Here is a 20,144-nt window from a genome sequence, read left to right on the forward strand (position 1 = left end):
TCGTGAAACCTTTTTATACCTTAGCCTTTCTGGCTGATTACCTGGATGGAGCAATTGGCGGTAACCCCGACTTGTCCATCCAGGGATTTTCCTCTCTTGTCAGGGCTAACTCCTCTGAACTCGCTTACTATGATCGCCACCTGCCCTTGCAGATGTTAAAAAATACTCAGGCGGGCGCTGTATTGTTAGCATCACGTGATGTATCCGATTCTCCTGTCAGCACTATTGCGGTCTCTGATCCCTTGGCTGCTGCACAAGCCATAAACGCTTTATTTGCACAGTCAAAGGAAGTCCCTTTGGCTGCAATTCATCCGCATGCGGTAATACATGCCTCTGTCACGCTTGCTGAACAAGTTTCAATTGAAGCAAATAGTCATATTGCTGAGAATGTTAAACTGGGTCAAAATGTCCATATTGGTGCTAATTGTTCCATTGCCTCCGATGTAGTCATTGGTGAAAATACTCGAATAGCGAATAATGTGAGTTTGGAGCAGGGCGTCATTATTGGGTCGCATTGCATGATCGATAGTGGTGCAGTGATAGGTGCTGAGCCATTTCATGGTTATAAAGTCAAAGGACGATGGTCAGCTTTATCTGCAGCAGGCTCAGTAGTAATAAGTGATGAGGTTACTATTGGAGCAAATACTGTAATTGTCAGAGGGATCGTTGGAGATACCTGGCTTGGCAGTGGAGTGCAAATAGATAATTTGGTTCAAATCGCACATGATGTTACCATAGGCCGGCATACTGCAATTGCTGCCGGCACTGTGATTGGTGCATTTACCCAAATTGGTTCTCATTGTATCCTTGGCGGGGCATGCAGCGTAGCGGCTAATCTTCATTTGGGAGATGACCTGGTAGTAACCGGTATGTCAACGGTGAACAAGTCATTAAGCAAGCCGGGAATTTATTCGTCGGGCACAATGGTTAGTGAGCATCATCGGTGGCGGCGTAATGCGGCACGATTTAAACGTCTTGACGATTATATCTTACGGCTTATTAGATTAGAAAAAGATCGGTTGAGAGAAGATTGAACTCGTTTCAGTCGATTAGGCGAAAACGTTTCAATTGAAGGCATTATCAAAGATTGAGAGATATTACATGAGTGAGGCCATAGATATACCAAAAATTCTTGAGCTTATACCGCATCGGTATCCGTTTATCCTGGTGGATAGAGTGCATGAGTATAAGTCCTTGGATTATTTGATTGCAATTAAAAACGTTACCATTAATGAACCATTCTTTATGGGACATTTCCCGGGTAATCCTATCATGCCGGGTGTGTTAATGTTGGAAGCTTTAGCTCAGGCTAGCGCAATTTTATCCAACCTTTCACGGCGTCCCAAAGAGGGACATGAGTTTATTTATTTTTTTGCCGGAATTGATAACGCAAAGTTTAAACAGATAGTGACTCCGGGCGATCAACTTCGTTTGGAAGTAAAACTGGTAGGGCAAAAACGAGATTTTTGGCGTATGCATGGCGAGGCATTTGTCGGCGACAAACTGGCCTGCTCCGCTGATTTAATGAGTGCAGCGAAGGAAGTGAAAAAGTGATAGATGAAGGTGCAATTATTCACCCCTCGGCCAAATTGGCGAGTGGGGTTTCTGTAGGTCCTGGCAGTATTATTGGAGCCGATGTTGAAATAGGCGAAGGTACATGGATTGGGCCTCATGTGGTAATTCAAGGACCGACTACTATTGGAAAAAACAACAAAATTTTTCAGTTTGCTTCCGTAGGTGACGAGCCACAGGATATTACTTATAAGGGAGAGCCGACTCGTCTGGAGATTGGTGATGATAATGTAATCCGCGAATACTGTATGATTAGCCGCGGAACTGTGAAAGGAGGCGGTGTCACACGTATTGGCAATGGCAATTTCCTGATGGCCTATTCCCATATCGGCCATGACTGTATGATTGGTAATCAGATTATTATGGTCAACTATGCAGCGCTTTCTGGCCATGTGACCGTTCATGATTATGCCATCATTGGTCCTTATGCAGCAGTTCATCAGTTCTGCCAGGTCGGTGCTTATGCCTTCATCGCAAGAGCTACCTATGTGACCAAAGATGTATTGCCTTATGTGATGATTGCCGGACATACGACCTCTGCTTGTGGAATTAATACGGTCGGATTGCGTCGGCGCGGTTTTTCATCCAATGCGATTGATGGTTTGCGGCGAGCCTATAAAATTATTTTCCGTAAAGGATTAACAGTGCAGCAAGCGGTAGCCGAGTTGGAACAAATGCAGGTTGATTGTCCTGAGGTGATACCAATGATTGATGCTTTAAACGAATCATCGCGAGGTATTGTCAGATAGTAGGCCTGGCAACTTTAGAGAAGATCCCCTCTCTCTAGCTCTCTCCCCTGGGGAGAGAGGACTTTAAGACAGATTCAATTTAAAGAAAAAATCCCCTCTCCCAAGCTGGGAGAGGGTTAGGGAGAGGGTTGATTCTTCTGAGCGAATAGTCTGCTCTTTAAATGGATTTTAATAATCAGGTGAAATATGTGGTCAGTCATATTGGTTGCTGCAGGCGGTGGATTAGGCGCTGTTTCGCGTTTGGGAACAAGCCTTTTGGCTCTGAAACTATGGGGGCCCCGTTTTCCTTATGGTACATTAATTGTTAACAGTTTCGGCTCCTTTCTGGCTGGCTTTTTAATGATTTTGCTGTTGGAGCGATTTGCTGTCAGCGACTACTGGCGCTTGTTCTTTATGGTAGGCTTTCTCGGTGGCTTTACCACTTTTTCCAGTTTTTCATGGGAAACCTGGATGCTCTATCAGGACAGCCAATATTGGATCGCCTGTTTGAATGTGGTATTGAATAATTTCCTGGCTTTAGGATTGGCTTTTCTTGGTATGCATTTGGGACGCTGGCTTGGAGGAATATATTGATGCAGGTTAAAGTAGTACGTATTTATCTTAGTGAGGATTCTCCCTGGCTGAATGAAATATATAACTATCTTCATGATCAGAAAGTAAAGGGTGCCACTATTTTTCGCGGAGTGAAGGGCTTTGGTCATACGGGTAAACTGCGAGAGGCCAAATTAATGGATATGCATTTTAATTTGCCGATGGTCCTCGAGTTTGTGGACGAACCCGCCATTGTCGATAACGTTTTGAAATTTTTGGATGGCAAAATCGAGTCGGGCCGAGTTTTACAATGGAATGCTGAATTAACCATTGGTTAGTTCTGGCGTTAGTAGATGATAATTGAGGTGAATTCATGTTGGATATCCAGTTGTTGCGCGAAAATCCCCATTTGATTGCCGAGAAATTGGCAACACGCGGTTTTCGATTTGATACAGAACAATTCCTGCAGCTGGAGGAGCAACGAAAATCCTTGCAGGTGGCCACGCAGGCTTTACAGAACGAGCGCAATCAGCGTTCCAAAATGATCGGGCTTGCCAAATCACGTGGAGAAGATATTGAACCGATGCGTGATGCGGTGAACGAACTTGGAAAGCAGCTGGAAATCAACAAGCAGGACCTGGAAGCCGTCCTCAGACAACTGGATGCTTTGTTACTTTCTCTTCCCAATATTCCCCATGAAACAGTGCCCGCAGGGAAAGATGAAACAGAGAATAGGGAAGTACGGCGTTGGGGTGAAGTTCCCCGTTTCGATTTTCCTGTCAAATCCCACGATGAGCTGGGCGAGGCGAAAGGCTTGCTTGATTTTTCCCTGGCAGTAAAAATAACCGGCAGCCGCTTTGTGGTGATGAAACAGAAACTTGCTCGTATGCATCGGGCATTGATTCAGTTTATGCTGGATATTCACACTCAGGAGCATGGCTATAATGAGATTTATGTGCCTTATATTGTCAATGCGGACAGCTTACTGGGAACAGGGCAATTACCCAAATTTGAAAATGACCTGTTTAAGTTGACTGGGGATCAAAACTATTATCTCACTTCAACTGCAGAAATTCCGGTCACTAACACCGTGCGCGATTGTATTATTCCTTATCAGGAACTGCCGATACAGCATGCCTGTCATTCCCCTTGTTTCCGCAGTGAAGCCGGCTCATACGGAAAAGACACAAAAGGAATGATAAGACAGCATCAGTTTGAAAAAGTAGAACTGGTGTGGATAACCAGGCCGGAAGATTCCTATGCAACGCTCGAAAAGCTCACCAGTCATGCGGAAGTGATTCTGCAGCGTCTTGGCCTGGCCTATCGCGTTGTCAGCTTATGTACAGGCGATTTGGGCGCTGGATCCGCTAAAACCTATGATCTTGAAGTTTGGCTGCCTAGTCAGAATACTTATCGTGAAATTTCCTCCTGTTCTAACATGGAGGCATTTCAAGCCAGACGAATGAAGGCTCGTTACCGCCATCCTGAAACGCAGGAAACGCAATTGGTTCATACTTTAAATGGTTCAGGTCTCGCGGTCGGCCGTACTTTGGTGGCTATTATGGAGAATTACCAGGATCAGGAAGGAAATATTCATATTCCAGATGCTTTACAGCCGTACATGAATGGTTTGAAAGTTATCTAGGACATAGATCTCAATATATAGGAAGAACAAAGTCTGCCGCTCATGAAGCGGCGCACTGCCATTAAGTTAAGGAATCATTGTAGGTTGTGCCCTTGGCCCACGCAAAGGGGTTGTAACACTCCAGAACGCAATGTTGTGCCAAGGGCACAACCTACATGCAATTGCAGAATTTCCTTAACTTAATGGGCAGTGATGAAGCGGCGGGGCCGTGACAGGTTTACGCCTAGGCTGGAAAAACTTTAGTTTCGGGGTCAAAAGCGATCTCCATTGCTTCCCCAACTTCCTGAGGCTCGGTTTTATTCAGCTGGCTTATAAATCCATTTGCAGCAAGACCTTTGTAACAGTCTTTCACTTTGCTGGCCTTTTCTGGTTTAGGCTGTTCTTCGGGATTGACGCTTTCTTTTTCAACCTCGAGCGTCTGAGCGGCTTTTGGCGTGTATCTTACGGTAACTGGCCCATCCACTTCATTGTTAAAGTCTTTCTTCATCGGATGAACCCCTTTTTGGCCACCGACAAAGCTCTCAATTTCAAATTGATTTAAAATACGCATGAAAAGCTCATAGATAATCTCATGAGTGACAATATTTCCACGGCAGCGGCGTCGATTGGCGCCAAATGTCAGATCAGCACGCAATTCTTTGTGCTTGTCTTTATTCGCTTCCGGGTTAAACTCTCGCGCATGTTCTCCCCACTCTTTTTCATCAGTGGTCGCAATCCAGGTTGTATAATGCAATTGATCGCCCTGCTTAACGGCGAACTCTTCCCCCTCAAATTCAATAACGAAATCTTCTTCGGCTTCACCTGGCTGAGCGTAAATAATAGTCAACAGGCGTTCTAACTCTTTCACATAAGTCTGTAAATCGGAAAGCGTTACACCTTTAGCAAAATATTTCTGATAAATTTCATCCTGCCCAAATTTAACAAGACCATGCTCGATAAGGCGTCTGATGTTATCTCCACCGGCAAAGAGCAGGGCAATAATGATTTGCTTTTTGATATCCCGGCTGGTTCTTTTTACATAGTCGGCGCTAAGATACGCGGGTTCTTCATCTTCAAGAATTTTATCAATAAAGGGATCCAAATGCTTCGCAGCAAGCTCACGCAGTGACTGAATATTCCCGTAGGGATTCATAATATTTTTAAATGCCTCATGAGACACATGTTCAATTTGTCGGGCCAGTTGATCAATCCATTCTTCATTGCTCCAGTCCGATTTAGGATAAAAGGATTTGAGAAAAATCTTCAGGGAAAAAACCAGAAAATCTAATTCAATCGGTTCATTATTGACCGAGCGTGCCTTGATTGTTTCAATTAAATCTCCGGTTTCTTTTTTTATCACCTCGAGAAAATTCGTTTGGAATTGATGATTGGGGTGTTTGGGATCTTTAACCCCACTGAATTGCAAACTGTGCATTTGATCGAGAAAATCATCATGAATTTTCTGATCTTCAGTCAGAATTCCCATGCCAATTGCTTCAAGAATAGAGGAAAACGCTCGACCTCGTTTAATTGCTGGTCTCTCAGGATTATCTTCATACCATTTTTTAAAAGATTGGGCACAGGGAAGTTTCTCAATTTCCAAAAGAACACGGGGATTGCCAATCGCAACCACTCGTTGCACGAGTCTGGGTGGAAAAATACTTGGAGAAATCACTGGAACATCAAGAATTTTGGTTTTATCTTTAGGGAGCGCCCTGTATCTGTCTTCGAGAAAATGATGAAAGGCATTGAGATCTTTTCCTGCGTTGTATTTGAATGCCAAAACGAAGGTGTTGGTTACAGCAGAGGAGTAATCATCTGCTTTCTGGATCATCTTTCCAATCGTTCTGGATAATATATTTCTATTATCTCTTCTTTTTTCTATCCTTACTTCTTTTGTCATCATGCCCCTCCCAACAGGATTTTTTACGGAACTCCCCAGGTAACGTCATCCTGAACGCAGTGAAGGATCTCCTGAATCTGGCTCAGCCTTAAGCCGTTTGAGATCCTTCGTTACGCTCATGATGACGTAACTGAGGAGTTAATTTTAACTTTATCAAACTAGATGAAATCGATATTATCTAGTGATTAAATAGCTTAAATAAAATAATTAAAACAAAATCAGTCCAAGCATTGTATAATATTTACTATAAATAATCAAAAAATAATCAATTGGACGGCTACTACTTCTTAAGGATAAGTTGATTATGAGTTACGAAAAAATTGATCCAACAATCATTCCTCCTCGCGGAGAAAATCGGCATTATCGCGTAGGCACTGTGCTCGGCGAATTTTTTTATGTTGGGGATAAACCGGGTGGTGTTGAGCCGGGATTTCTGGGTGTCAAAATCAATCCTGCTTTTCGACAAAGAATCAGTGAGGCGATGCCTGCTGTTTTTGATAACAGCATGCCAATGAATCAGCTAAGAGAGACTATTAGCAATATGGTTGCGGAACCGGCTAACGTACACTACGGAGAGCTTCTGGGTTTTAGCCGGCTAATTGAAAAAGAAGGTAAAACTGGAAATGTAAACAATCCCAGTCAGCAAAAGCTTGATTTATGGTTAATCAAACAGGATTACAATGATACGCCCAGTGGTAAAGTGTCGCCGCCAAAAGATCGTCTGGAAAAGACCAATGCGATCAAGTCATTGCCAGATTTAGTGAAGGCCCCGGCCACAGCAATATACCAAAAAGTCAGGCTTTCAGATCCTCAAGTGGAAAACACCAATGCCGTATTGGAGTATTTTGCCAATTCAGTGGCTAAAGCCTATGGCATGCAGGTTCAGGAGCAGGAGCTCGCTTTTGGCGAATATTCCAGCGGCAAACCCAAAATAATGACCGCCTGTAAGTGGGAACCTGAACTTAGGGTATTTGAAGGTAAGCTTCGCGGCAGTGTGAAGAAGGATTTATACCAGGGGCATCTGGTTCAATTTGAAAATAAAGAACCCAAAACAGTTAATGGCCGTTTTCTTGCTGATGATAGTGTTAAAGATTTGGGTGAATCCTTACCGCTGGTTCTTGCCCAGGGTGATCGTGATGTCTTAGGTTCCCAGGGGCAAAATAAAGGACGGGTTGGAGAGTATTTTTTTGGCTTTGATTTTGGCCATGCTTACCGGGAAGAGAATCCAATACTAGATAGTTTGAAAGATGATTTTACCTTTATTCAACCTGCGGATGCCAATAAAAAATTTAAAAATATTTCAGCTTTTTATGATGCTCCCATGAGCGAAAAAATGATGGGAATGTTTTATCTTTATCGCATGGATCCGGATGCTGCCGGCAAAGTGTTTTCTTTGCAGGAACAACGTAAAATTGAAGAGATGATTCTCGCTTATTCTGCAAAAAATCCGGATTTCGCGCTGCGCATCGCCCGCATCCAAACGATTGACAAAGTTACTGACAAAGTGAAAACTGAACTTTCCGCAAGATCCAATCAAAATGTATTATTTGATCAATATGTTCACGAAGTCGAACACGCTTCTGATCGGGCGAGCACTGCTCATAGAAAGATGTTTCAGATTTTCAGGCAAAAGATGTTAATGACCCCTGAACAAGTGGATGTACTGGATAATCTGAACAAGCTTAGTAATCCTACCTCCATTTTATCGGGTGATGGCAAGGTCGTTTTAGCGCATTTACGGATAATGCCTACAAAACAACCTGCACTCAAGTGGAAACTAGGTCAAAAAGACGGGGAATTTTTATTTCACTGTGAACCTGAAAATCGCAGGAACGAGGCCTATCAGGCATTCACTAGATACGTATCCCGATTACAGGATACGTCGTTCGCCGAGACTTATAAATTAAGTGCCGAAGGCATCAGAGTTCCTGCTGAACATATGCCGCAGTTTTGCAAGATGCTGGATGAGACAGCAATTTTTACTTATAAAAAACAGACGGACAGTAAATACCACCCCAAAAGCACCTACATGCCCGATGAAGCAACGAATTATTTTTCCCCCAGTATTCGCGTGTCTGATGATTTGACCCAGCATTTGAACCAGTCTTCTGACAGCTTAAGTCATTCCAGGGAGTCTAATCCTGACGAGTTTGAAGAGGAGATTTCTGAAACGCAGCAATATAGTAGTAATAACAACAATAATAACAATAATCTTGCCGGAGATATCTTTTCATTTTCAAGCTCATCCTCAAGTCCATCCTCAAGTTCATCCTCTACCGTTACTCATAACGTTGCTCATGCTGACTGGCATCAAACAAGCCCGCAGTCAAAACATGAGTTGAATCTGTTTCATCAGGATTTGGACCATGAAGTTTCCTCAAAATTCAAAAAGCAAATGCAGAGCCTGATAGGGTTGGAACAAAAGCCGGTTGAGAAATTGGTAGGAATTGAGCCTAAGCCGCGTTCATTATCCGATGAGGAACAGGAGCATGAGGATGAAAGCGAAGGTGAAAGTGAAAAGGCCAATATACACCATTAGATTGATTTCCGCCTTCGCGGGAAAGTGTTGTTGCATTAAAGATCCACACAACTAATTTGTTGTCTTTGCGAACAAAATGAAGCAATCCAGACCGGAACTTGAACAAAGTAAGGAACTGGATTGCTTTGCTAACGCTCGCAAAGACGGTTTTTTATGTACCTTTCTTCATAACGCAACAATGCCGCGCGGAAATGACAGAGTCTCGTAAAACGACAGAGCCATTTAAGCGGACTTCCACAACTGGTTTACAATTAAATAATAAAGGGGATGTTTTCCTTCTTATTTGATTGAATCAGGGAGAAAACCATGAGGAAGTCAGGATGGCTTTTAGGCCTTTTTTTCAGCGGATTTGCTTATCAGGTTCATGCGGCTGTTTTTATTTCTTATAAAGAAATCTGGCATTGCCATGCGCATGATTATACCGACCAGCGTTTCATTGCCCTTTCTTCAAACGAGTGGACTGCCTTGCGCAATGCCAAGCTCCTTTGTAAAAGTCAGAGCAAGCAGCCCAAGACCTGCACCATTTCACGGGAAGACTGTGATGCAATGGTTAATGGAGTCTCTGTACGCCCTTTGTGGCAGTGTACTGCGATGGATAGTCTGGCGCATGTCTGGAAAAGCGGTATTTACCGCGTGGCTGATAATGCGATTAATGGTGCGAAGACCAGATGTTACTCGCACAGCGCAGTACCTTCCACCTGCCATGTGAACCATTTGACCTGCAAGAATTTAAATCCCTATTGAGCAGATTTCAGGGCTGGAAATCTTTAAGGCTTGCTGTAAGATCAAGGAACTAAACAATTAAGGATGATCAAAATGGATTTTCAGTTGGAAGAAAAAATTGCTCTGGTAACTGGTTCGACCGCCGGTATTGGACTCGCCATAGCTGAAGTGCTTGCCCAGGAGGGCGCCACAGTTATTATCAATGGCCGCTCCGAAGAGCGGGTGCAGCAGGCCATTGCGCATATTCATTCCTTACATCCCCATGCCAAACTGCAGGCGGCACCTGCTGATCTGAGTACTAAAGCAGGGGTAGAAAAGCTGATTCAGGCGCTGCCTTCTGTTGACATACTGATTAACAATGTCGGCATTTACGAAATCAAATCGTTTGTGGACATCTCGGATGAGGATTGGCTGCATATATTCGATGTCAATGTTATGAGCGGGGTACGCCTAAGCCGCCATTATTTACCTCTCATGCTTAATAAAAATGAAGGCCGCATTATTTTTATATCCAGTGAGTCCGGTTTACAGATCCCTCCTGAAATGATTCATTATGGCATGACCAAAACGGCTCAGTTAGCCATTGCGCGTGGCATGGCTGAATTGACCGCCGGAACCAGAGTTACTGTCAACAGTGTACTTCCAGGCCCTACTCAAAGCGATGGGGTTAATGATTTTTTAAATACGATAAGCAAGGAACAATCTCGAACTGTACAGGAAATTGAACAGGAATTTTTCAGCACAATGAGACCATCTTCTCTTCTTAAACGCTTCGCCAGTACTCACGAGGTAGCGGTCATGGTTGCTTTTTTATGCAGTCCTCTGGCCTCGGCGACCAATGGTTCTTCTGTGCATGTTGATGGGGGCATCGTACGTTCCATCGCCTGATATCTGGTGGTGGATTGAGTTGTATAGAGGCAAGCACGTATTTAACAGTGGCTTAATTCCTGTTATTTTTTCTTGAGAGTCTCGCTCAAACAGTATTGGAGATCGCCAGGCAAGTGAGTTATTTTGGCCCGCCATCGATAATTTTAGAGGATTTTATTCTCTAGCCTGCCTGGCAGTTTAAATTGGGTCTATATCTTAATTAAGAAGCTCTATTATTAGAATTGAAGAGGGCAGGGGCGTGGCTATTATAGAGAAGGATAATTGCGGCTGTGGTTTTATTGCCAGCATCAATGGTAAAGTCTCTCATCGCATTGTTGAACTGTCGCTAACGGCTTTACAACGTCTGACCCATAGAGGAGTTGCTGGCGAGGATGGCTTGTCTGCCGATGGTTGCGGATTGCTTATACAGTTACCCAGGCATTTCTTCAGAAAATATGCAGAACAGCAGGGTTGGATTTTAAGCGCTCGATTTGCGGTTGGCATGTGTTTTCTAAACTCTGATAATGCAGAGGCCCAGAAAGAGCAATTAAATAATGAATTAACTGCTCTTGGCTTCTCTGTTGCAGGCTGGAGGGATCTCAGCGTCGATAGTGCGCTTTGCGGAGAGCATGCACGCAATAACTTGCCCCATTTTGCCCAGGTTATAGTTAATGTTGATGATAAGCAGACCCTTGAACTGACTGAAGCCAGGCTCATGCTCGCTCGTCATCGCGCTACTGAAAGTTTAAGGGAGGATCCTTATTTTTACATTTGTTCTCTTTCCACTCAGGTAGTAATTTATAAGGCCCTGGTTTTACCCAAGTACTTATCAGTATTTTATAAAGATTTAAGCGATAAAGCAGTTAAATCCGCTTTCAGCATTTTTCATCAACGGTTTTCAACCAATACCTTGCCCGCATGGCGGCTGACACAACCGTTTCGATTTCTGGCTCACAATGGCGAGATTAATACCATTCAGGGTAATCGGCATGCGGTTTTGGCTCGAGCGCCGCTGTTTACCAATAAAGACCAGGATTGTCTGGACGAAATAAGGCCGATTATCGATCCCATCGCTTCTGATTCAGCAAGCCTTGATAATATGCTTGAGTTTTTAGTTCGTGGAGGTATGGAGCCTTTCCAGGCAATTCGTCTGCTGATTCAACCTGCTTTCAAAAAAAACAGGAACTGCGATTCAGAGCAACAGGCTTTCTTTGAATATTGCTCCTTGCAAATGGAGCCTTGGGACGGGCCTGCCAGTGTGGTGTTTACCGATGGGCGATTAGTGTGCTGTGCTCTGGATAGAAACGGTTTTCGCCCTGCGCGTTATTTACAGAGCAGGGATGGCTTACTGCTCGTCTGTTCCGAAACCGGTGTTATAGATCTCGACGAAGAGAATATTCTTTGCAAGGGCAGAATTGGTCCCGGCGAGCTTCTGGCCGTTGATGTGAAGACGCATCAGGTTATGAGCACTGCGATTATTGATTCCAGGCTGAGTTCAAAATACCCCTATTCGGACTGGCTGCAACAGCATATCCATCATCCTCCGGCTGAATTACATGATGTCCTGGAGGCTAATCGGCTAACTGACCGGCAGGCCGCTTTTTATCGGAAACTCTATGATATCAGCAATGAAGAAGTGAATGATGTCCTCAAGGCAATGGCGCAAACGGCCAAGGAAGCCACTGCATCGATGGGGGATGATACCCCGATCGCATTACTATCCACTCGAAACCGCTCGTTGTTTGATTATTTCAGACAGCAATTTGCGCAAGTAACTAATCCCGCAATGGATTCGTTGCGTGAGTCCGTTATTATGTCGACTGAAATCACCCTGGGGCGCCAGGCGAATCTGTTTGAATCAAGCCCGCTGCATGCCAAACGGATTATATTAAGCTCCCCGGTTCTTTCCAGCGGAGAGTGGGAGCATTTACAGACTCTGACTACTCAGGGCTTTCCTTTCGTAAAACTGTCATTATCCTATTCGACCCAGGAAAGTTTACTTGAGGCGATTGAAAGGCTTGGCAAACAGGCATTAGACGCAGTTAGTCAGGGAGCGGTATTATTGCTGTTGTCTGATTCAGACCTCGATGTACAGGCTATTCCATTACATCCTTTGCTGGCAGTGGGGGCTATTCACGAGAGCCTGATTAAGGCAGGAAAGCGCTATGACTGTGACTTGCTGGTAGCCTCTGGATGGGTGCGCGATCCGCATCATTTTGCCGCCCTGCTGGCTTATGGCGCAGCCGCTATTTACCCTTATCTGGCTTATTCTTTAATTGCTGATTTCAATATCGAAAAGGGTTTAAGTAATTATGTGAAAGCTATTGAAGGCGGTTTATTAAAGATCAGTGCAAAAATGGGTATTTCAACTCTGAACAGTTATCGGGGAACCCAGCTTTTTGAAATCATTGGTTTAAGCAAGTCGGTTCTCAATCGCTGTTTCAGTCAGAGCGCTTCCAAACTGGAAGTTCTGGATTTCAGCGATCTTGATAGCCTGGCCCGAGCTTATTTCGATGACGCTCATAATCCCTATAGTTATCCGCGTCATGGCGGCTTACTGAAATACTTGCCAGATAATGAGTACCATGAATTCAATCCCGATGTGGTAATGAGCCTGCTGAATGCGGCAAAACAGGGAGAGTATGCGCTCTATCAACGTTTTTCTCAGCTCATTCAACAAAGACCATTGACGACAATCCGGGATTTGCTAGATATTCAATATGCAAAAAACAGTTTGCCTCTGGAAAACATTGAAAAAGCAGACAAGATTTTCCCGCGTTTTGAAACGGCTGCCATGTCCTTAGGCGCCTTGTCGCCTGAGGCTCATGAAGCGCTTGCTGTGGCTATGAATACCTTGGGAGGGCGCTCCAATTCAGGAGAGGGAGGAGAAGCTGACTACCGCCACAACACCATCAAGCGCTCCAAGATTAAGCAAATTGCTTCCGGCCGGTTTGGGGTCACTGCGGACTATCTTATGAATGCCGAAGTCATACAAATCAAGATCGCTCAGGGAGCGAAACCCGGGGAAGGAGGACAGCTGCCCGGCAGTAAAGTGAATGCCCTGATTGCCCAATTACGTTACTGCGGTGAAGGCGTTACTCTGATATCACCGCCGCCGCATCATGATATTTATTCGATTGAAGATCTGGCGCAATTGATTTTTGACCTGAAGCAGATTAACTCGCAGGCCCTGATTTCAGTAAAACTGGTTTCAGGCCCTGGAATTGGAACTATCGCTGCTGGAGTAGTCAAGGCTTATGCGGATGTCATTACTATTTCAGGTTACGATGGCGGTACTGGCGCAAGCCCCACCTCCTCGATTAAATATACCGGCTCGCCCTGGGAACTCGGTTTGCATGAAACTCATCAGCTCTTACTGGAAAACAAGTTGCGGCATCGTGTCATTCTGCAAGTCGACGGCGGCATGAAAACAGGGATGGATGTGGTGAAAGCAGCCCTTTTGGGTGCAGAGAGCTTTGGTTTTGGTACTGCTCCAATGGTGGCGCTTGGATGTAAGTATTTAAGGATCTGTCATCTTAACAATTGCGCAACGGGGATTGCTACCCAGGATGATTTTTTAAGAGAAAATCATTATCAGGGAAGCCCACAGCGGGTAATCCATTATTTTACCTGGCTTGCTGAGGAAGTCAGGGAAATCCTCGCCAGCCTCGGTTTTTCGAGTTTGCAGGAAATTATTGGCCGCAGGGATTTATTACAAAAAATAACAACAGATGATCCACTGATTAACCGAATTGATCTCTCATTCATGCTCGATTGCAGCAAAGTCGATCCTTCCTATCAGTGGCGAGAGCTTCCTAAAAGTAATAAGCCAAGAGATAAAGCAAGTCTGGCTCAGGCCATACAAGAGGCTGTAGAACCTCTGCTGGCAGTACATCAGGATATTCAGCTGCATTTTCCTATTCATAATGGCAATCGCTCAATCGGTGCCAGGCTTGCGGGAACTATTGCCAAACAGTATGGATTCAAAACATTAAAAGAAAATTCAGTTCAACTATTCTTTACCGGCACAGCAGGGCAGAGTTTTGGCGCCTGGACTTGTCAGGGGATGTCACTTTACCTGACCGGAGATGCAAATGATTATGTGGGAAAAGGCATTAGCGGCGGAAAAATTGTCATCAGATTGCCAGATGAGGCGCAGTATGACTCAAATAAGACAAGCATCGCTGGAAATACCTGCCTTTATGGTGCGACTGGCGGGATTTGTTATATAGCGGGTCAGGTGGGTGAGCGTTTTGCAGTGCGTAATTCAGGCGCTGTAGCCGTCATTGAGGGCGCCGGCGCTCATTGCTGTGAATACATGACCGCAGGCCTGGTGCTGGTGCTGGGGGATACTGGCATTAATTTTGGCGCCGGGATGACTGGAGGTTTTGCCTTTGTGCTCGATTTGGCAAATAGCTTTATTCAGCAGTGTAATGAAGAGTTTGTCGAAGGATATCGATTAGCTGAGCTCGATACCAAGGAATATATTGATTATCTTGAACAACTACTGGACCATCATATTAACGAGACGGGCAGTCGTTGGGGGCAACAGATTAAGGACTCCTTTAGTGAGTATCTACCTCTGTTTTGGCTCGTAAAACCGAAAGCGATAGGTTGGAGTACCTTGCGTGGCCTATGAAAGAAACTAAACCTGTAGAATTTAAGTTTGTAACGGATAAGAGACAGGAGCCTGACAAGCTAAGTCCTGAAGAACGAATTCGTCATTCGGCATCCGTTTATCTGTCTTATAGCCTTGATCAGGCGCAAAATCAGGCCGGACGTTGCCTGGATTGCGGGAACCCTTATTGCGCCTGGCAATGTCCTGTTCATAACCATATTCCAGGATGGCTGCGCCTTGTGGCTGAAGGAAAGCTGGAAGAAGCGGCGAATCTGGCGCATCAAACCAATCCTTTTCCTGAGGTTTGCGGCCGCATTTGTCCGCAGGAGCGTCTTTGCGAAGGGGCCTGTACTCTAAATGATGGTTTAGGGGCGGTCACTATTGGCGCAATAGAGCAGTTTATCGCCGACAAGGCGCTTGAAAATGGATGGCGTCCCGATATGAGCGCGGTTAAACCCAATGGCAGACGGGTTGCTGTTATCGGAGCAGGGCCAGCCGGGTTGGCTTGCGCATCGGTTTTGGCAAAAAATGGAACAGAGGTTTCGGTTTTTGATAAATATCCTGAAATTGGCGGTTTGCTGACCTTTGGTATTCCCGAATTTAAACTGGAGAAAAAAATTATAAGACAGCGCCGCCAGATTTTAGAAGAGATGGGCGTGCGCTTTCATTTGAATACAGAAGTAGGACGTGATTTAAATCCACAGCAATTATTACTTGAGTATGATGCTTTGTTTTTAGGATTAGGCGCTGATAAAGGAAAAAAAGCAGGAATTCCGGGAGAAGCCTTAGAGAATGTTTATCAGGCTTTGGACTTTCTGGTTCATAATATCTACAGTTTTCTGGGGCTGCCTGGTTATGAACCGTTCGATTTTCGCAATAAAAAACTGGTAATTCTCGGAGGAGGAGATACTGCGATGGATTGTAATCGCAGTGCCCTGCGACTGGAGGCTTTTTCAGTTGATTGTGTCTATCGCCAGGGGATGCTGGATATGCCCGGCGCAAGGAAAGAAATTAAAAATGCTATAGAGGAAGGGGTACATTTTGTCTGCCATAAGCAGGCTGTTGAGCTGATTGGTGATAAAAAAGTGGAAGCAGTTAAGCTGGTGAATACCGTGAAAAATGCCAGCGGCAGGCTTGAGTATCAGGAAGGGAGTGAATATATTTTGCCAGCCGATGCGGTGATTATTGCTTATGGCTTTGATGCCAATCCACCCGAATGGCTAGGGCATTTAAGTGTTGATTTAACTGATAAAGGCCTGGTTGAAACCTCAGAAAAGGCAAACTTTCCCTTCCAGACGTCCAATCCGCGAATCTTTTGCGGCGGCGATATGGTGTTAGGGGCTGACTTGGTGGTCAGAGCCATTGCTCAGGGAGTTTCGGCTGCTGAGAGTATGCTGCGATATATGCAGAATGAGTCTCGCTCTCTTTAATGACTTCCCGGCAAGCCCGGTATAAGCGGCTATAATTCTTAAATAGAAACAAGCTTTGGAAAACAAATGGGCAAGAAAGCAGTGATTTTGTGCTTTGATAAATCTGAGGAACGAGAAGTTCAGGCATTTATGCGGCGAATTCAAAACAGGGAAGAAGAAAAGGGTAATGAGGACATTGAAGTACATATAATTTATCCGGTCGATGTCAATGAAGGTCAATACATGACCTGGGAAAGTGCTGAGCCTGAGGATGCCGATAAGGAAATTCTTGAAAGCATGACCCCCGATGATCATCTCTATATATGGGGACATGGAGCCCCCAGTAATCCTTATATCCCCGGCGCTTTTTATACTGAAATTGGCGACTATCTTGATAAAACACTTAATAAAGAAGTGTTTGGACCTGATAAAGGTACGCTCAAGATCAACGTGGAAATATGCAATGGCGGTCGCGGCGGGGTTCAGGGAGAGAATAGTTTTGCTGCCAGACTACATTCGTATCTGGGGAAACTGGGCATTTATTCCGAAGTAGCAGGCAGGCTTAGAAATGTCTCAGTTGATATTCCCAATTTACCCCAAGAAGGATTAAAAACCATTCCCCGTCATTATGACGGCTTGTCGAATCTGATTGCTCTGCCGGATAGCTATTATGAGCATCAGGCGGAGCGTTCCAAAGTAACTTATGCCTGGGGGGGAGTGGATGGCAAGGCTCAGCTTCGTGTTGATGGCTATCGCAGGAGTCTGACCCGAGATTATCTTGAGTTAAAGGACGCGCTGATGAAAGAAGTGTCCGACTCTCGAATGCTTGATCCCAGGAGGATCCATAAGTTACTTCTGGGTATTGAATTCAGAATTGGCAACCCGCAAATAGAAATGAAACCTGCTGAAATCCATAAGGCCGCTCAGGAATTATATGAATATTGTAAAAAGGCAGGTTTAAAGGAGGAAACTCTGGAAAAACTGGGCTTTGAGCGGTTCATAGCCTCCATCTCGCGTAAAGCAAGTTCTAACGGATTTCTTGAGGCGCCCACTGGCGTGCGCTCGGATGATAAAAAACTGCCTGTAGAGGCGAAGGCTTTGCGCGATATTCTTTTTGAAAATCCGGAAATGAAAAAGCTGAATAATCTGGTAGAACGTTTAAAAGAAAAAGCCGATACTAACCCCAATATCGCCCGTCTTGTTGAAAAACTGGGTTGTGAAGAGAGTTTTGCAGAAAGTAACCTTTATGCCAGTTTTTTTATGATGTATCGAAAATCCATCATCCATTTGGATACTGGAACAGTAGAGTTTCCGGTCACTATCAAAAATATTATTGATCCGCTTAACCATTTATTAGAAAAAGTTTATTTAAATGAGGAGGCTTCACCAGCAGAAAAACAAAAATCCTATGCCTTGTATATGCAGTCGCTGGGAGATTATACCACCGGTTCGACATGGGGCAATTTTAAAGCAAAGGTTCGTGGTGCCTTGTTCGGATTTAAGCTGGCCCATAATGAAAGACATGAAGCGAGTCTTCTGGAGTATATCCCGAACCTGTTTCGATCGGCCTACACCCTGTCCAATACAGAATTAGAATTTTTTGAAGGGTTTAAGCAGGACCTGGCAGAGATGAATGAGTGGATTAAATCAGATATTACGCCAGAGAATCAAAAACAAAATGCTTCAAAATATAGCATGAAATCGATGTTAAATATCGCTAAAATTCCTCCCAATGAACGAGAGGAAAATATTTACGCAGTGTTTTCCATTCTCGATGATCCTCTGATGGATAATCAGGATGGCGCTACTCCATTAGTTATTGAGGACATCAAAAGCATCGTCGGCAATCTGGATCATAATGATGAGAAGGCGATCGCACAGGCCTTAGTCGATATCAGGAAGCGGCTGGATAACTATGACGAATCCTCTTTGAACGAGGATGCGAAGAGTGTTCTGCAGGCCTTTGAAAATAGCAATTTGACATCGTTCGAGGAGTTACGCAATGCGCTTTCTGATGTTGAACATTTCAAAGACATCATGGACGACGCTTCATTGCAGACAAGGGTTCAGAATAACTGATATGAATAATACGCAGGTCGGGCGCTTTCGTCCCACCTACGTTAGCTGCTTCTTTCTTGCAATCAAATCACCGACAGTATCAGCCAGAGTCCACTGATGCTTGAAATTTGTTAAATGGTAGAGTTTCGACAGATCGGGACAGCGTTGTGTAATATCTATGAAATGTTCCCCATAGGCTTCCTCATAAGATAGGTACTGAATTAAAGAATGGCTATTTGCCTGACTCCTGACGAGTTGAGCTAAATCATTAATTGAAATCTCTGATGAATTTCCAATGTTGATACTTTGTCCCAGCGCCTTTGGCTCATGGATTAGCATATCCATGGCTTTAATCACGTCTCGCACGTCGCAAAAAGAACGAGTCTGAGTCCCGTCGCCAAAAATGGTAATAGGTTCATTGCTACAGGCCTGTTTTATAAATCTCGGCACCACCATTCCATATAAATCAGTTTGCCGAGGCCCAATCGTATTGAAGATTCGTGCAAGTATGATATTTAATTGATGACGGTGAATATAGGCATAAGCAAGTGCTTCATCCGCCAATTTACTAATCGGATAAGTTGAAGTCGAACAAGATAAACGATGGATATTCAGATTATCATTTTCGCTGGAAAAGGTTTGACTATCACCATATACCGAAGATGAAGAGGCAATTACCACAATTGCATCAGATTTTATTTCAGTCATGTTCTTTAAAAGACGCTGACATCCCATCAGGTTGTTAATGAGGGTGCTAATGGGATCATTGACTACATTAAACATGCCGACAGTGGCTGCAAAGTGAAAAATTATATCGGCCCATTTTAAAGTTTCTTTCAAATCTGGCCATTCAAGAATATCCGCTTCTACAAAACTGAAGGAAGCGTTTTTTCTGAGCGCTTCAATATTTTCCAGACGTCCCGATGAAAGATTGTCAACCGTAATCACTTTATGCCCTTTATTTAAGTAGTATTCGCATAAATGTGATCCGATAAAACCACAACCACCAGTGATGAAGATATTCATTTTTATTCTATATTTAATAACTTGCTTGAAATAACTATAGACCATACAAATCAATTAGTTAAATGTAGGGTAATCACCGCTATAAAATGTATACTTAACAGTACAAGTACCCATCTTCTCGAGGCCTCTATGGCAATAGTCATTAATCTAAATAAAAAAAGAAAAGCCAAAATAAAGTCAGAAAAAGAGAAAAAGGCTTCTGAAAATCGTATTAAATATGGAAGAAGCAATAAAGAAAAACAGTTAGAGAAAAAAAATAAAGAGCGTGATGAACGGCATCTGGATGGCCATAAAATAGAATAATACCGTAGGTCGGGCGCTTTCGCCCGACGTTTCATTTTTCACCAAAATCCAGCGAATAAGATGGCTTAGAAACTGTCCAGTGAGAAGGAATAATACCATTTGTAACAAATTGATGAATGCTTGAATAAGGCCAATCGATTGGTTGAGACACATGTCCATGCTTGACCGGATTATAATGAATATAATTAACATGATGTTCAAAGTCTAACTCATCCCGAATAA

Annotated in this window: 15 protein-coding genes and 1 pseudogene; 13 read left to right on the forward strand and 3 right to left on the reverse strand. The window is 44.0% G+C overall.

Going from position 1 to position 20,144, the window contains the following annotated elements; genetic code table 11:
* The first annotated feature begins 2 nt into the window (after positions 1–2).
* From lpxD to serS, 6 genes are all read left to right on the forward strand, one after another.
* A complete protein-coding gene (lpxD, locus tag B1207_RS13295) occupies positions 3–1,034 on the forward strand; it encodes a UDP-3-O-(3-hydroxymyristoyl)glucosamine N-acyltransferase (RefSeq protein ID WP_112220421.1) in 1,032 nt (343 codons plus the stop codon).
* A gap of 67 nt (positions 1,035–1,101) precedes the next feature.
* Positions 1,102–1,554, forward strand: coding sequence for a 3-hydroxyacyl-ACP dehydratase FabZ (fabZ, locus tag B1207_RS13300; protein ID WP_058508172.1), 453 nt, complete (start codon positions 1,102–1,104; stop codon positions 1,552–1,554).
* Positions 1,551–2,321 carry an acyl-ACP--UDP-N-acetylglucosamine O-acyltransferase gene (gene lpxA, locus B1207_RS13305; RefSeq protein ID WP_058508171.1) on the forward strand — a complete coding sequence of 257 codons (771 nt, stop codon included), beginning with the start codon at positions 1,551–1,553 and terminating at the stop codon, positions 2,319–2,321. Before fabZ ends, lpxA begins: the two co-directional genes overlap by 4 nt.
* Positions 2,322–2,507: 186 nt before the next feature.
* Positions 2,508–2,894 (forward strand): fluoride efflux transporter CrcB, encoded by a 387-nt coding sequence (gene crcB / locus B1207_RS13310; RefSeq protein WP_112220422.1) that lies wholly within the window; start codon positions 2,508–2,510, stop codon positions 2,892–2,894.
* Entirely contained in the window at positions 2,894–3,190 is a 297-nt protein-coding gene (locus B1207_RS13315) for a DUF190 domain-containing protein (RefSeq protein ID WP_112220423.1), read from the forward strand. The genes crcB and B1207_RS13315 overlap by 1 nt, the downstream gene beginning before the upstream one ends.
* Before the next feature lie 35 nt (positions 3,191–3,225).
* Positions 3,226–4,497 carry a serine--tRNA ligase gene (gene serS, locus B1207_RS13320; RefSeq protein ID WP_112220424.1) on the forward strand — a complete coding sequence of 424 codons (1,272 nt, stop codon included), beginning with the start codon at positions 3,226–3,228 and terminating at the stop codon, positions 4,495–4,497.
* A 223-nt stretch (positions 4,498–4,720) separates the two neighbouring features.
* Here the strand turns inward: serS and B1207_RS13325 are convergent, their stop codons facing one another.
* A complete protein-coding gene (locus B1207_RS13325) occupies positions 4,721–6,382 on the reverse strand; it encodes a cytochrome P450 (RefSeq protein ID WP_112220425.1) in 1,662 nt (553 codons plus the stop codon).
* A 301-nt stretch (positions 6,383–6,683) separates the two neighbouring features.
* Between B1207_RS13325 and B1207_RS13330 the strand changes: the two genes are divergently transcribed.
* From B1207_RS13330 to B1207_RS13355, 6 genes are all read left to right on the forward strand, one after another.
* Positions 6,684–8,918 (forward strand): hypothetical protein, encoded by a 2,235-nt coding sequence (locus B1207_RS13330; RefSeq protein WP_112220426.1) that lies wholly within the window; start codon positions 6,684–6,686, stop codon positions 8,916–8,918.
* 306 nt (positions 8,919–9,224) lie between these two features.
* The gene (locus B1207_RS13335) at positions 9,225–9,662 is read left to right on the forward strand and encodes a hypothetical protein (RefSeq protein ID WP_112220427.1); all 438 of its coding nucleotides are present in this window, start codon (positions 9,225–9,227) and stop codon (positions 9,660–9,662) included.
* A 72-nt stretch (positions 9,663–9,734) separates the two neighbouring features.
* Positions 9,735–10,529, forward strand: a complete 795-nt coding sequence (locus B1207_RS13340; protein ID WP_112220428.1) for an SDR family NAD(P)-dependent oxidoreductase — start codon at positions 9,735–9,737, stop codon at positions 10,527–10,529.
* Positions 10,530–10,767: 238 nt separating this feature from the next.
* Positions 10,768–15,147 (forward strand): glutamate synthase large subunit, encoded by a 4,380-nt coding sequence (gltB, locus tag B1207_RS13345; protein ID WP_216362470.1) that lies wholly within the window; start codon positions 10,768–10,770, stop codon positions 15,145–15,147.
* Complete coding sequence (locus tag B1207_RS13350) at positions 15,144–16,556, forward strand: FAD-dependent oxidoreductase (RefSeq protein WP_112220430.1); 1,413 nt, start codon at positions 15,144–15,146, stop codon at positions 16,554–16,556. The genes gltB and B1207_RS13350 overlap by 4 nt, the downstream gene beginning before the upstream one ends.
* Positions 16,557–16,622: 66 nt before the next feature.
* A complete protein-coding gene (locus B1207_RS13355) occupies positions 16,623–18,614 on the forward strand; it encodes a hypothetical protein (RefSeq protein ID WP_112220431.1) in 1,992 nt (663 codons plus the stop codon).
* A gap of 36 nt (positions 18,615–18,650) precedes the next feature.
* Here B1207_RS13355 and B1207_RS13360 read toward each other — a convergent pair whose 3' ends face one another.
* Positions 18,651–19,619, reverse strand: coding sequence for an NAD-dependent epimerase/dehydratase family protein (locus B1207_RS13360; protein ID WP_112220438.1), 969 nt, complete (start codon positions 19,617–19,619; stop codon positions 18,651–18,653).
* Positions 19,620–19,748: 129 nt separating this feature from the next.
* Here B1207_RS13360 and B1207_RS13365 point away from each other — a divergent pair, with 129 nt between their 5' ends.
* Positions 19,749–19,922, forward strand: coding sequence for a DUF4169 family protein (locus B1207_RS13365; RefSeq protein ID WP_112220432.1), 174 nt, complete (start codon positions 19,749–19,751; stop codon positions 19,920–19,922).
* Between the two features lie 31 nt (positions 19,923–19,953).
* Here B1207_RS13365 and B1207_RS16045 read toward each other — a convergent pair.
* Positions 19,954–20,144: pseudogene (locus B1207_RS16045) on the reverse strand (REP-associated tyrosine transposase); the annotation flags it as partial.

This window comes from Legionella quinlivanii, from assembly GCF_003265995.1.
Classification (GTDB): Bacteria; Pseudomonadota; Gammaproteobacteria; order Legionellales; family Legionellaceae; genus Legionella_C; species Legionella_C quinlivanii_A.